The sequence below is a fragment of the Aquabacterium parvum genome (genome assembly GCF_001447195.1).
Taxonomy (GTDB): Bacteria; Pseudomonadota; Gammaproteobacteria; order Burkholderiales; family Burkholderiaceae_C; genus Aquabacterium; species Aquabacterium parvum.
Window position 1 is genome coordinate 33050 of record NZ_LFRI01000100.1, and the last position, 12845, is coordinate 45894.

At 64.2% G+C, this 12845-nt stretch carries 10 protein-coding genes and 2 pseudogenes; 6 read left to right on the plus strand and 6 right to left on the minus strand.

The features are described 5' to 3' along the window. Positions 1 to 33: 33 nt before the first annotated feature. The 3 genes from ABG80_RS03410 to ABG80_RS03420 all read right to left on the minus strand — a co-directional run bounded on the left by ABG80_RS03410 (position 34) and on the right by ABG80_RS03420 (position 4188). Positions 34 to 2097: a UvrD-helicase domain-containing protein gene (locus tag ABG80_RS03410; RefSeq protein ID WP_058086372.1), complete on the minus strand. Its 2064-nt coding sequence runs from the start codon at positions 2095 to 2097 to the stop codon at positions 34 to 36. A 21-nt stretch (positions 2098 to 2118) separates the two neighbouring features. After that, positions 2119 to 3090, minus strand: coding sequence for a ribosome biogenesis GTPase YlqF (gene ylqF / locus ABG80_RS03415; RefSeq protein WP_058086373.1), 972 nt, complete (start codon positions 3088 to 3090; stop codon positions 2119 to 2121). Between the two features lie 63 nt (positions 3091 to 3153). Further along, positions 3154 to 4188 carry a tRNA dihydrouridine synthase gene (locus tag ABG80_RS03420; RefSeq protein WP_058086374.1) on the minus strand — a complete coding sequence of 345 codons (1035 nt, stop codon included), beginning with the start codon at positions 4186 to 4188 and terminating at the stop codon, positions 3154 to 3156. 130 nt (positions 4189 to 4318) lie between these two features. On the opposite strand from ABG80_RS03420, the gene ABG80_RS03425 reads away from it, so the two are divergent. Together ABG80_RS03425 and ABG80_RS03430 are read left to right on the plus strand one after the other, a co-directional pair. Continuing rightward, positions 4319 to 5203, plus strand: coding sequence for an HDOD domain-containing protein (locus ABG80_RS03425; protein ID WP_235513736.1), 885 nt, complete (start codon positions 4319 to 4321; stop codon positions 5201 to 5203). Between the two features lie 43 nt (positions 5204 to 5246). After that, complete coding sequence (locus ABG80_RS03430; RefSeq protein ID WP_058086376.1) at positions 5247 to 6212, plus strand: DUF808 domain-containing protein; 966 nt, start codon at positions 5247 to 5249, stop codon at positions 6210 to 6212. A gap of 5 nt (positions 6213 to 6217) precedes the next feature. On the opposite strand, the gene ABG80_RS03435 is transcribed toward ABG80_RS03430, so the two are convergent. Then, on the minus strand, positions 6218 to 7216 hold the full coding sequence (locus ABG80_RS03435; protein ID WP_058086377.1) for a PEP-CTERM sorting domain-containing protein: 999 nt from the start codon (positions 7214 to 7216) through the stop codon (positions 6218 to 6220). A 377-nt stretch (positions 7217 to 7593) separates the two neighbouring features. Between ABG80_RS03435 and ABG80_RS24030 the strand changes: the two are divergent. The 3 genes and pseudogenes from ABG80_RS24030 to ABG80_RS03445 form a co-directional block, all read left to right on the plus strand. Beyond that, positions 7594 to 7854, plus strand: a pseudogene (locus tag ABG80_RS24030) (AraC family transcriptional regulator ligand-binding domain-containing protein); the annotation flags it as partial. Positions 7855 to 7897: 43 nt separating this feature from the next. Next, positions 7898 to 8008, plus strand: a pseudogene (locus tag ABG80_RS24035) (hypothetical protein); the annotation flags it as partial. 12 nt (positions 8009 to 8020) lie between these two features. After that, a complete protein-coding gene (locus ABG80_RS03445) occupies positions 8021 to 8482 on the plus strand; it encodes a helix-turn-helix transcriptional regulator (RefSeq protein WP_152987441.1) in 462 nt (153 codons plus the stop codon). A gap of 11 nt (positions 8483 to 8493) precedes the next feature. On the opposite strand, the gene ABG80_RS03450 is transcribed toward ABG80_RS03445, so the two are convergent. Both ABG80_RS03450 and ABG80_RS03455 read right to left on the minus strand, forming a co-directional pair. Continuing rightward, complete coding sequence (locus tag ABG80_RS03450) at positions 8494 to 10353, minus strand: ATP-binding protein (protein WP_058086380.1); 1860 nt, start codon at positions 10351 to 10353, stop codon at positions 8494 to 8496. 221 nt (positions 10354 to 10574) lie between these two features. Continuing rightward, positions 10575 to 11324: a hypothetical protein gene (locus ABG80_RS03455; protein ID WP_058086381.1), complete on the minus strand. Its 750-nt coding sequence runs from the start codon at positions 11322 to 11324 to the stop codon at positions 10575 to 10577. A 351-nt stretch (positions 11325 to 11675) separates the two neighbouring features. Here ABG80_RS03455 and ABG80_RS03460 point away from each other — a divergent pair, with 351 nt between their 5' ends. Then, on the plus strand, positions 11676 to 12845 hold the full coding sequence (locus ABG80_RS03460; protein WP_083505776.1) for an acyltransferase family protein: 1170 nt from the start codon (positions 11676 to 11678) through the stop codon (positions 12843 to 12845).

Consider the following 12845-nt stretch of genomic DNA (forward strand, 5'->3'; position numbering starts at 1 on the left):
GTTTGTTGTTGTGGTGTGGGGGGCGGGCGCGGGTCAGAGCAGACCGGCGTCCCGCAGGTAGGCGCTGGGGCGGCTGGCGTCGCACAGGATGGTGAGACGCCGCCGCGCACGGGTCATCGCGACATAGAGCAGGTTGCGATTGTCCACCGAGTGGCCGCCGATGGCGAATTCACCTTTGTTCAGGCCTGGCAGGATGACGTGGTCGAACTCCAGGCCCTTGGCAGCTTCGATGCTCGAGAGCAGCAGCGCGTGCTTCTTGGGCATGTGGTGCTGGCGCATTTCGCGCTCGTTCATGGCGCGAAAGAACGAAGTGAGGTGATCGTAGCCCGAGGCCGATCGGATCAGGCCTTCGAGGTTGCCGATCACTTGCTCGATGTCTTGCTTGCGCACCATCATGCGCGCGGCCAGGCGCTGCGGCTGCAGCACGCGCACGAAGCGGCGTTGCCAGACATCGGGGTCATCGCTGTCGATGACATCGAGGGCGTCTTCGAGCAAGGGCCTGATCGCATCGGGCGCGTTGCGCAGCACCTGGTTGTTCAGGAAGTCGGGCGCGAACGAAGGGTCGTCGCAGATCGCCTTGATGGCCTGCTTTTCGAGCTTGGCCAGCAGGGCGGTGTCCTCGGCCTGTTCGGGGCTCAAGTCGCCCGTGTCCACGCGCGAACCTGCGAAGCGCAGCAGCGCGCGCAGCACGGCTTCACGTGTCTCGGTGCGCTCGATCAGGCCGAGAGCGTCGCGCGCACAGGCGTGCAGGCCGCGCACGAACAGCACCTCGGGGCGCTGCAGGTAGGGCAGAAAACCGCTGGTGCGGTGGTCGATGCCGTGGTCGAGCAGCAGGTTCTCCAACTCGACCGATTGGTGCGGTTGGCGCAGCAGGATGGCGATGTTCGACAGCGGGGCCTTCGCGTCCAGGCCCACGCGCTCGGTGATGAGCCGTCGCAGGTGCACGCGCACTTCGCTTGGGTCGGTGGTGCGGATGACTTCGACTTCGGTGTCTGCCAGGCCGGCGGGGCGTTGCGCCACGCAAGGCTTTTGAGCCAGCTTGCCGACGGCGGTGGCCAGTTTCTGGCCGAAGCGCCAGGTGGTGCTCAGCGGCATGCGCGTGGCTGGGGCCACCTCGCGGTCGAAGGCCTCCGTCATGAAGCGGGCGTCTGCACCCGAGATGGCATGGATGACCTGGTCGCGGTCGCCCACGCCGACGAAGCCCGCGCGGTTGCGCGCCATCAGCTCGCGCAGCACCGTGAACATGGCGCGGTTGGTGTCGTGCATCTCGTCGACCAGCACGAGGTGCAGGCCCATGGCGAGTGGGTGCTCCCCACCTTCGCCCACGCCGATCCAGGCGTCTTCGTCGGTCAGCAGGCGGGCCAGGTCGTGCGTGGCGTCGTGCTCCGCGCGGAACACGGGGTGGTCGGGGTGGCCGCCACGGCGGATGTGCTCGTACGCATGGAAGATCTTCAGCGTGGCGTACTCGCGGCCCAGCTCGGCCGCCACCTTCGGGGTGAGCACGCGATCCAAAGCTTCCACCTGCAGCTGCATCGTGCCCTTGAGGTGCAGGAAGTCCGACAGCAGGCCCTCGACGCTGGCTTCGTCGCGGCCATCGAAGGTGAACTCGTCGGGGTGGCGTTCGTCGGCGTTGTGCAGCACGCGGTCGATGGCTTGGAGCACATGGGGCCGCAGCTGCTCGGCTTTGTCGAGCAAGGCAACGGGTGCGCCTTCGATGGCCAGCAGGCGCTCGGTGCAGAAGGCGTCGAAGGTTTGCACGCGCACCTGGCGACGCACGTCGGCGCCCAGGCCGATGCGAGCCATGGCGTCGTTGAAAGCCTGCACGGCGGCATCGGTGTAGGTCAGCACGCGCACGCGTTGGGGGGCGGCGCCGCGCAGCAGGGCCTGGGCCAGGCGCAGCGCCAGCGTGGTGGTCTTGGCCGCGCCCGCATTCGCTTCGATGATGAGGTGGGGTTTGCGCACCAGCTGGATGGCGCGTTGCTCCGGTGTGGGCGCGATGCCCTTCGGGGTGAAAACGCCCTCGGCCTCGGGCGCAGCGTGGGCCGCAGATGCGGTGCGGGCGTTGGGGGGCAGCAGGGGCGCGCGTGGCTGGCTCATCTCGGGTGGTGGGCGATCTGCTCAGTCTTCGGCGTCGGTTTCGTCATCGGGCAGCGCATCTCGCGTGCCGCGTTTGGCGGCTTTCTGGCGCGCCAGCTTCTTGGCCTGTTTCTCTGCCTCTGCGGCCTCGGCGGCGGCGCACCAGGCTTCGAACTGCGCGGGGGTTTCGAGCGTGATGCGGCCCATGACCGATGAGCGGAAATCGTTGATCAGCACCTCGGCGGCCTTTTGCATGTTGACGCGCCCGCCGCTGATCACGGCGCCGCGCTTGCGCCCGATCTCGGTCAGCAGCGCGTCGTCATGCATGGACGGGATGGCGTCGACATCGTCGAGCTTGTAGCGCGCGGCCAGCAGCTGCGGGTAGGGGCCCTTGAGGCTGTTGGCCAGCTCCAGCGCGACCTCTTCTTCGTCGTAGGCGTTCTTGCCCACGGCGCCGCTGGCGGCCAAGTGGTAGCCGCTTTTCTCGACGTGAATCTTGGGCCAGAGCATGCCGGGCGTGTCGAACAGGTAGAAGTCGCTGGCCAGGTTGATGCGCTGCTCGATGCGGGTCACCCCCGCTTCGTCGCCCGTCTTGGCGGCCTTCTTGCCGACCAGGGTGTTGAGCAGGGTCGACTTGCCCACGTTGGGGATGCCGCAGATCAGCACGCGCAGGGGCTTGTCCATGCCGCCGCGGTTGGGGGCCAGCTCGCGGCAGGCGTTGATGAGGCGCTGGGCCGGGGCGCGTTCACCGGCGTCGAGAGAGATGGCGCCGGTGTCGCTCTGCTCGCGCCACCAGGCCAGCCAGGCCTCGGTCTGCACCGGGTCGGCCAGGTCCTGTTTGTTGAGCACCTTGAGCTTGCGGCGGTTGCCAGTGATCTGGGCAAGCATCGGGTTGGCGCTGGAGCCGGGCAGGCGGGCGTCGAGCAGCTCGATGACGACATCGATGTCCTTGATGCGTTCGAGGATGGCTTTTTTGGTCACGTTCATGTGACCGGGGAACCATTGGATGGCCATCGGGCGGGGCTTTCAGGGCTCGGGCGGGAGGAACAGGGGCGCTGGCTGGGGCGGGGCGTGCAATCAGACGGCCAGCGGTGCGCAGGCGTGATTGTCTCCGACCTCGTGGCCTGGGTCACCTTGCTGGCCCCGGGCGATGTGGGCGTCCAGCCAGGCCGTGACCTGCCGCGAATCAGTCAGCGTGCGCAGCGCCTGGTAGGCGTCCTCGGCCTGGGGATGACGACGGCGCAGGAAGTTCAGCCACTGCTTCATGCGGCCAGCCTGGTGCCTGGGCTCGACCCGGGGCTGGATGAGCCGCCAGTAGCGGTGCACCAGCGGCTGCAGGGCATCCCAATCTGCCCAGGTGCGGCCTGCGTCGCCCGGGCAGGCCGGCCAGCCCAGCTCGGCTCGCATGGCCAGCGCCAGACCGGGGTCGGCCACCATGCCGCGCCCCAGCATGATGGCGCTGCAGCCGCTCTCGCTCAGGCAGCGCCTGGCGTCGTCCACCGTCCAGATTTCGCCATTGGCCACCACCGGGATGCCAACGGCTTCGCGCACGTGGGCGATGCGGTCCCAGTAGGCGGGTGGGCGGTAGCCATGCGCTTTGGTGCGGCCGTGCACGACCAGCTCGTTGGCACCTGCGGCTTCGATGGCACGGGCGTTGGCCTCGGCGAGCGCGTCGTCGTCAAAGCCCAGGCGCATCTTGGCCGAGACCACGGTGTGCGCTGGCACGGCCTCTCGGACGGCTTTGACCACGCGGTGCACGTGCTCGGGGTCCTGCAGCAGTGCCGCGCCACCGCCGTGGCGGTTGACCACCTTGGCGGGGCAGCCGAAATTGAGGTCGACACCGGGTGAGCCCAGCTCCGCCAGGCGCGCTGCGTTGTCGGCCATGCAAGCCGCATCCGAGCCCAGCAGCTGCCCTCGCACGGGGATGCCTGCAGGGGTGAGTGCGCCGCGATCGAGTTCAGGCATGATGCGGCGAAAGGCGCGTTCGGGCAACACTCGCTCGGTCACGCGAATGAATTCGGACACGCAGCGGTCCACGCCGCCGGCGCGCGTGAGGATGTCACGCAAGGGCGCATCAAGCAGGCCTTCCATGGGCGCGAGCAAGATCTGCATGGGGTCTGAAGCGGGACAATGAGAGGCAGTCGAAGGGCGCCAGTGTACGCACGCACCGAGTCCCGTGCTGGGGGCTTCAGTCGGTGACTGTTTCCGCCGATAACCCCGAATCAGAATGCCTGCAGTTGCCATGATCACCGCCACCGAATTGCTCACCATCGACGCTGTGCTGCAGGAGCTCGACAGGGCGCGCCGCAACGGCCCCCTGCAACACATCGTCATCCCGCCGTGCCCGGAGTTGTTGACCCGGTTGCAAAAGGCCATGTCGGAGGCCGAACCCGACCTCAACGAAGTGGCTCGCATCGCCACCAGCGACGTGGCGATGTCGGCCACCCTCCTGCGCGCAGCCAACAGCCCGGCTTACTCGGCGGGCGGCGCTGCGGTTCAGACCATTGGCCAGGCCATGAACCGCCTGGGCCTGCAACGCACCGCAGCGGTCATGACGGCCTTCCTGGCGCGTGGTGCCATGAAGGTCACCGCTCCACAGCTTCAGCGCTTCTGGGAACGATCCACCAAACGCGCGGTGGCCATGTCTCACTTGGCAGAGCGCCTGCCGGGCATCTCGGCCGACCTGGCGCACACCTATGGATTGTTCTGCCACGTCGGCATGCCGGTGATGGCGCAGAGCGTCAAGGGCTACCTGGGCACGATGGTCGAAGCCAGCGCGCGCATCGACCGCTCATACGTGCAGACCGAGAACGCCAACCACCGCACCGACCATGCCGTGGTGGGGGCGCTGGTGTCTCGCCTCTGGCGCCTGGCGCCTTCTGTGACAGCCGCCATCCGCCTTCACCATGACCTGGAAGCGCTCGGCGAGCGCAGCGCCGATCCCGACGTCAATGCCTTGGTTTCGGTTGGCCTGCTCGCCGAGTGGTTGATGCGCCGTCACGAAGCGCTCGATCCGGATGCGGACTGGGTTGTCCATGGTGCAACGGCGATGGGTTGGCTGCACATCAACGAAGACGACCTGAACACGTGGTTCGAAGAGCTTCAGGAAGCTTTTGACGCCGTCTGATGTCGCCTGAGTGATTCTCCCGGCGTGGGTTGGTGGAGCCGATATGATCGCGGCTTCAAAGAACCAGGGAGAAAACAAGGTGGCATCCAGCCTGCTCATCCTCCTCGATGACATCGCGACCGTGCTCGACGATGTCGCGCTGATGTCCAAAGTGGCTGCCAAGAAGACGGCTGGCGTGCTGGGCGACGACCTTGCCCTCAATGCCCAGCAGGTCTCTGGCATCCGAGCCGAACGCGAGTTGCCCGTGGTCTGGGCCGTTGCCAAGGGCTCGTTTCGCAACAAGCTGATCCTGGTGCCATCGGCCCTGGGCATCAGCCTGGTGGCGCCCTGGGCCATCACACCTTTGCTGATGGCTGGCGGGGCATTCCTGTGCTTCGAGGGGGCCGAGAAGATCCTTCACCCCCTGTTGCATCGCGACGAGGAGGCGGCGCATCATGCCGCGTTGACGCAAGCCGTTGCCAACGAGCAGGTCGACATGGTGGCCTTCGAGCGCGAGAAGATTCAGGGCGCTGTGCGAACCGACTTCATCCTCTCGGCCGAAATCGTCGTCATCACTTTGGGCACCGTGGCCCTGGCGCCGCTGACCCAGCAGGTGCTGGTGGTCGGTGGCGTGGCCCTGGCCATGACCGTGGGGGTCTATGGCCTGGTGGCGGCCATCGTCAAGATGGACGACGCCGGCTTGCACCTGAGCCAGCGCTCGAATGGCGCGGCACAACTCGTTGGCCGAGGCCTGCTCGCCACCGCCCCGCGCCTCATGAAGGCCCTGTCGGTGGTGGGTACCGCGGCCATGTTCCTGGTTGGTGGAAGCATCCTTTTGCACGGCGTGCCGGGAGTGCACGACTGGGTGCACTCCCTGCAGCACAGCGTGGCAGAGTGGCCCACGGTGGGCGGGGCGATGAGCGCGCTGGTGCCATTGCTGACCGACGGCCTGGGTGGCTTCGCCGCGGGTGTTGTGCTCGCAGCGGTGGCAACAGCCGTGACGGCCCTCTGGCGACGCCTGCGTCCTTGAAGCGTTCAGGCTGAGGCCTGGGCCCGCTGGCGACGAGCCGTCAGGCAAAGGCCCACCAGGCCGACACCCAGCATCGCGAAGGCCGACGGCTCTGGCACAGCAGAGGTTTGAACCATGGCGATCACGGGCCCAAGGTCCCAACCCAGGTACGTGGTGTTCGCGACCCTGCCGTCGATGACGTCGGCCAGGCTGTGCCCTGCCAGGTCACCATCAAAACGGAACTGATCGGTGCGCAGGTAAGTCAGGTCGTAATTGAACACTTGAACCGTGTTGTCGCCTTCCAGGAAGTACAGGTTGCCTTCTTCGTAACCGATCAGGTTGCCCACCTTGCTCAGCAAGGTGCTGCCCTGCCAGCTGCTCGGGCCTGTCGTGAAGCTGGTCTTGGTGGAGTTGAACTCCAGCGTGCCTGTTGGGTAGTTGTAGTAGCTCAGGCTGCCATCGGCATCGAGCCACAGAGAGTTGTCATCGCCCATGGCCAGCAGATTGTTGTTGCCGATGAGCGATTGACCTGCCTGCGGCCCGTTCACCAGCGTGAGCGGGAAGCTGGAGCGCGAGACGGTGTTGGTGGAGTTGTCCGAGTAAAAGTCAAACCAGTAGTTGACGCTGTTGACCGATGGGTTGATGAAGTTGATGTCCCAGTCTTCGACGAAGTCGCGGGCGCGGGTCAGCGTGGTGCCGTTGCCGATCACGTTCTCGGAGGTGGCCAGCGCTGCCCACAGGTAGTTGCTCGTGGCCTGGTTGTTGCCGCCGCCCACGATGGCGTCGGGGAACAGCGTGAGTGTGGCCTGGTGCGGGCGAACGTCGTAGCCCTTGGAGGGGAAGAACTCCTCGCGGTAGACGGTGTTGCCACCTGAGAGGTAGCGGTCTTCTTCCTGCCAGCGAGACACCTGCGTCCAGGTGTAGCTTTGCGCTTGAGCGGATGTGGCGATGCCATGCAGGGCGCAGGCACCCATGATGCTCAAGGTGATGCGTGCGATGCGGAGGCGTTGGGCGGTGTGGACCATGCTTGTCTTTCTTGGGGCGGTGGTTGAAACGGACTCGATGTCCGACGTCCACATTCTTCGATGGCCGTGAATGGGAGGCTTTGCATTTCCCGCAAGCCTTTGTCGCTCATCGCCAAAGCAGTGTCTGTTTTGTGAATTCCGCACACCTCTCCACTTGAACACGGGGGCGGGTTCCAGTGCGGCATGCATTGATCCGGGATGATGTTTGGCAGTAGCCTGCGCCTCCTCTCAGTCATCCGGCACTTGTGCACATGAACGTTCCACGCATCCACACATCCAGCACCGGAGCGGCCCTCCTGCTGGATTTCATGCGCTCACGCGGGATGGTGGAGCCGGAACTCCAGGCCCGCCTGATCGGCTTGTGCGAAGCACCTCGCATGCCCATCGAAGTCTGGTTCGGTCGGCTGGCCTCTTTGCAGCAACTCGCTGGCTCGCCATCGGTGGGCTTGGATGTTGCCAGCATCGTGCAACCCAGGCATGTCGGCACGCTGGGTTACCTGGCCGTGCACAGCGACAACATCATGCAGGCGCTGACCCGCTACTGTCGCTTTCAAGGCCTGCTGCACAACGTCATCGAGTTCAACTTGATGGTCGAAGGCAGCGAGCTCGTGATGCGCTGGTTCGGCCACGAGCAAAACCCGGCGCCCCTGGTCTCTGACGAGCTGTTCCTGGGGGGGCATCGTGAACCTGGTCCGCACCCATGCTTCGCCAGCGGGCATCAACCCGACGGGCGTGACCTTTCCCCAAGCCGAGCCCCCGCACGGCGATGCACACAGGCGGTACTTCCAGTGTCCCGTGCACTTCATGGCCCCTGTGCTCAGCTTGCGCTGGCCGCTGAGCTTGCTGGATCGGCTCAACATCCACCGTGACGCGGACCTGGCTGAGCAACTGGAGCACCAAGCCGAACAAATCCTGTCTTCGATGCAGGCGAGGGACCCCTTGCTGCCGCAGTTGCGCCATCACATCCTGCACTGCCTGCACGAAGGGGAGTTGGACTTCGCTGCCGTGGCCCGTCGCATGGGTGTGGGCGAGCGAACCCTTTACCGCCAGATGCACGAGCGAGGCATCCGATTCAAGGCTGAACTCAACCAGATCAGGTTTGACATGGCGCGTCAGTACCTGTCTGATCGAGCGCTGTCCCTGATGGAGATCGCACTGCTTTTGGGCTACACCGACCAGAGCGTGTTCACTCGGGCATTTCGCACCTGGTCTGGCATGACGCCGCAGCAGTTCCGCCGAGGGGTGGCGGCCGTGTCCAGGCACTGAGCGACGCGGCTTCAGGCGTTGGTCGCCACCGGCAACCAGCGCGACAGCAGCAAGGCCAGGGCCTCGCGGTCGAAAGGCTTGGTGAGGTAGTCGTCCATGCCATTGGCCAGACAGACCTCTCGGTCGCCGCTGAGGGCGTGCGCCGTCAGCGCGATGACCGGTGTGCGCTCGCGCGCGGTGTCTGCGGCCTCCATCTGCCTGATGCGGCGTGCGGCCTCATAGCCATCCATCACCGGCATTTCGCAGTCCATCAGCACCACGTCGAAAGCGTTTTGACCGAACAGGGCCAGGGCATCCTCGCCGTTGCGGGCGTGCTGACAGCTCACCCCCAGGCTCTCCAGCGTCATCGTCGCGATGAAGGCGTTGACTTCGTTGTCCTCGACCAGCAGCACCTCGCCCTGCAGTCGCAGCTCGGCCAGTGCTGGAGGTTGCGTGTCGGCAAAACCCTCGCTGCCTTGCAGTCGTTCGGCTTCGCTCAAGGCCTCGGTGCTGTAGGGCATGTCCACCGTGATCTCGAAGGTCGTGCCAATGCCCAGCACGCTGCGCACGGTGATCTCGCCGCCCATCTCGTCCACGATCTGCTTGCAGATCGCCAGGCCCAGGCCCGTGCCGCCATAGCTGCGGTTGCTGCCGGACTCGACCTGGTAGAAGGGCTGAAAGAGCTTGTCGATCGAGTCGGGCGGGATGCCCACGCCGGTGTCGGACACGTCCAGCGTGACGCGTGCCATCTCGGAGCCGAGTTTGCGCACCGACAGGCTCAGCAGCACTTCGCCGCACTGCGTGAACTTGACGGCGTTGCTCACGAGGTTGAGCAAGACCTGGCGCATCTTGCCTTCGTCGCCGGTCAGGCTGCGGATGTCGGCAGGCACGTGGTGGCAGTCGCGGCGGATGCCGATGCCCTTTTGTTCGGCGGTGGCCTGGAAGGCGTGCGCGACGCTGCTGATCAGGCTCAGCGGATCGAATGGCGTCGGGGACAGGCGAACCTTGTGCGCATCGAGTTTGGAGTAATCCAGGATCTCGTTGAGCAGGTGCATCAGGTTGCGAGCGGAGTCTCGTGCCGATTTGACGAACAGGCGATCGCGTTCCGACAAGTGTTCATCGTTGAGCATGCTCAGCGCGCCGATGACCCCATTCATCGGGGTGCGGATCTCGTGGCTCATGTTGGCCAGAAAGGCCGTCTTGGCCCGGCTGGCGGACTCCGCCTGCTCTTTGGTGCGACGCAACTCGGCGATGTGGTTCTTGCGTTTGGACTGCAGGAACAGCTTGCGCTCACGGGCCAGCGAAAAACGGTAGAGGCAGTAGCCCAGCGCATTGGCCGCGACCAGGTGCACCACCATGCGTTGAAAGCCTGTGCCGTGAGCCTGGGGCTGTTGGTAAGCGAACGCCAGGGCCAGCAAGCCGATGCCCGACGCGATCAGGAGGGTCGGGCCTGCGGTCAGTCGGGCAAAGCCGTACACCATCACCGTGGCGAACACCGTGGCAGATGTCAGGCCCCACAGCAGGCTCATCGGGTCGTCCTGCCAATGACCGGTGGTGATGATCATGTTGCTCAGCAGGCAGACCAGGCTGACGATGGCAACGAAAGCGGCCGTGTAATGGCGGGTGAAAAAGGACTTGTTCAGCCGGGTGGCAGAGCCGAACAACAGGAGGCCGCATGACAAGCCCAGGCGGCCCAGTTGCACCTGGTCGGTCACCTGGCGGTGGCCGGTCAGCAAGTCGAAGCTGAAAAAGACCAGGAAATAAACCGCCGCCACCGTCGAGGACACGAACAGGAAACGCGTGCCGTAGGAGCGATAAGCCACCTGGAATTCGGTTTCCAGGGAGGCGTTCGAAAACCCTCGGTTACCCAGGGTGCGCAACATGTTCTGCATGGTTGCTCTGACGGGCCCCATATCACCTCTGCGCTGGGTGGTGTTGAGCCTACCCCCAAAATGGGGGAGGCGATTGGGGCCCCATTATTCCCCTTTTCAAGTGGTGCAATGCGGGCATCACTGGGCCAAACCGACGCCTTTTTCTCGCAGTTGGTCGGTTTGTGGTCAAACTGTCGCAAATTGGCCCGATCTTGGGCCGCTCCTGACCAAGGTCAAAAGGGTCAGCTCAGGGATTCGCTGAACTCGGGCTGGTCCACGACGGACAGGGGCACACAAAATTTGCGCTCGGCCCGCTCAAAGTCGATGTCGATGTCTGGATGCAGGGTTTCGGCCATGAAGCCGTAGAGCGGGCAGGCTGCGGCAATCCAGCGCGCATCGGCCTGGGTGATGTCCATGTAGAACAGCGTGACTGGCACACCCGGTTGCGCGGAGGTGACGACCTTTTCGCCGCCGAACACGTCCTGAAACTGCATGGCGTGATACATGCGATCGATCGGCGAGCGACCAATCAGCAGCGAGTAATCAATGCCCACCCGGTGGCTGATCTCGAAAGCGGCTTTGACCAGGGCTGGCAGCACCATCCGGCCTTCGGGGCCGTTGCGCACCGTCATGCGGCCAGCTTCCAGCAAGTGCTTGCCCCGGAAGCGTTCTGGCAGCGCGAGTTCGGTCTCGAAGCGCAGCGGCTGGTTGAGGTTGGTCTGCAAGCGCAGCGCACCCACAACCTCACCACTGTCCTTGGACTCGGCCATCAAGATCAGGACGTCTTCGCGCAGGTCTTCGGGTTCGGGCTTTGATAGCGTCAGCCGGGTCACAAGGTCGGGCTGGTGGCGCCCGTATGCCTGGGCGCGCTGCAAGCAGACCTTTTCAATGTCGTCCTGGCCATTGGCCAGTCGGATGGTGAACGGCAGCAGCTGCGTGTCGGAGATCTGGTGACTGTAGGGACGGTCGAGCCTGACAGTGGGCCTGGACATGAACAACACCTCTCAAGACCGGTGACGAACCCGCTGCACCGGGGATTCCCAGGCAAACAGCAACCCGCGTGGAACCTGGGCAGCCGATGAGGTTGCATGCTTCCTCATGGCTTCACACATTCTTACAGAGTCAACAGCTTAAATGACAAAAGTTGAGAAAGCGTGTGGTTTTAACGGTTTTTGTGTTGTAAACGCGCTTTGGGTGCGCGCTCGGATCCGCCGACTTGAAGCCGTTGTGGGGAGGGTATTGCCTGATTGGGTGCGGCCCCACTGGTGTGTCGCCCCGCACCGGGGGGGCAGGGCACTGAACGTTGATTCTTACGCCCTCATGAACAGGTATCTTTGGCTTACATGGTATCGATCGCGAATCCCCCAAGGGATGGCAATATCGCGAGATGGGGCAGGGTCACGCCTGCACCCGACATCAATCAAAAAAGTTTCAGGTGGGTCAGCATGTTCAAACGAAGTCTGGGGCTGGATGCCATCCGACTGATTGCCTGCCTCATGGTGGTGGTCTTTCACGCATCCAAAACGGCCTCCATGCCCAGGTATTTCGGGCCGCAATGGCACGATTGGCTGTTCGAGGTCGAGCACATCCGAATGCCGCTGTTTTTTGTGCTCAGTGGCTACCTCATGTCGACGCTGTACCTGCGGCGCACCTCAGGCAGCGCGCTGGCCGCGGATTTCCTGCTCAAGCGAGCCAAGAAAATCTTCCCGCTTTACTGGCTGGCGCTGGGCGTCATGTGCGTGGCGACGATCTTGGTCGTCGGCTCCCTGCCTTTTGACGATGCTTCAGGCGTGATCAAGACCCTGCTGCTGTTGCCCCAAAACCCCAGTGAAGTCGGTGGAACGGGCGCGCCGATTGTTTATCCGGCCTGGGTGCTCCAGTACGAGATCCTGGCCTACGGGCTGGTGGCTCTGTCCATGTGCAGCCGACTCCTGCTTGGGGGCTTTTTGTGGTTCTGGCCCGCGATTCATGTGCTCGGCGCCGGCAGTGAAATCTGGTTGTTGTCGTTCCTGGGTTCTCAATGGCTGCTGATTTTCTGGTTCGGGGTCGTGCTCGGCCAGTTCCTGGGGGGCGTGGAAGTTCGGCGGGATGTTGCGTTCCTGTGGGCTGGCGCCTGGTTTGTCGTGGCCCTGGTGACCAGGCAGGAGGGCCTCATTGACAAAGTGACCGAGGAATTGACGTTCGGGCTGGCCTTTTGTGGCTTGATCCTTGCCGTCCGATCGTTCAGCTACCAGGGTGTTCAACGCTGGTTGGCTGCGATCGTGAGAAGAGGCTCTGACGCCTCTTACGCCACTTTTTTGTTTCACATCGGCGTGGTCAGCGCTGGTTGTCGCATCGTGCAGGCGTGCGGTTTGGCCGGCGCTGCAGGGCACATCGTCAGCGTTCTGCTGTGCCTGGTCGTCTCGTTGGCCGTTGGGGTGTGGGTCAATCGACACATCGAGCCCCGCATCGCTCATTTGCTGAATCGCAAAGCGACCGAGGCCCCTGTTGCAACACCCTCAGGCAACGTGTGA

What these genes read in the sequence shown, in the direction of transcription:
- ABG80_RS03460 (WP_083505776.1), top strand. Translation starts at nt 11,676, where the DNA reads ATGGTATCGATCGCGAATCCCCCAAGGGATGGCAATATCGCGAGATGG.
- ABG80_RS03450 (WP_058086380.1), bottom strand. Translation starts at nt 10,353, where the DNA reads ATGCAGAACATGTTGCGCACCCTGGGTAACCGAGGGTTTTCGAACGCC.
- ABG80_RS03435 (WP_058086377.1), bottom strand. Translation starts at nt 7,216, where the DNA reads ATGGTCCACACCGCCCAACGCCTCCGCATCGCACGCATCACCTTGAGC.
- ABG80_RS03425 (WP_235513736.1), top strand. Translation starts at nt 4,319, where the DNA reads ATGATCACCGCCACCGAATTGCTCACCATCGACGCTGTGCTGCAGGAG.
- ABG80_RS03445 (WP_152987441.1), top strand. Translation starts at nt 8,021, where the DNA reads ATGGCCCCTGTGCTCAGCTTGCGCTGGCCGCTGAGCTTGCTGGATCGG.
- ABG80_RS03430 (WP_058086376.1), top strand. Translation starts at nt 5,247, where the DNA reads ATGATCGCGGCTTCAAAGAACCAGGGAGAAAACAAGGTGGCATCCAGC.
- ABG80_RS03420 (WP_058086374.1), bottom strand. Translation starts at nt 4,188, where the DNA reads ATGCAGATCTTGCTCGCGCCCATGGAAGGCCTGCTTGATGCGCCCTTG.
- ylqF (WP_058086373.1), bottom strand. Translation starts at nt 3,090, where the DNA reads ATGGCCATCCAATGGTTCCCCGGTCACATGAACGTGACCAAAAAAGCC.
- ABG80_RS03410 (WP_058086372.1), bottom strand. Translation starts at nt 2,097, where the DNA reads ATGAGCCAGCCACGCGCGCCCCTGCTGCCCCCCAACGCCCGCACCGCA.
- ABG80_RS03455 (WP_058086381.1), bottom strand. Translation starts at nt 11,324, where the DNA reads ATGTCCAGGCCCACTGTCAGGCTCGACCGTCCCTACAGTCACCAGATC.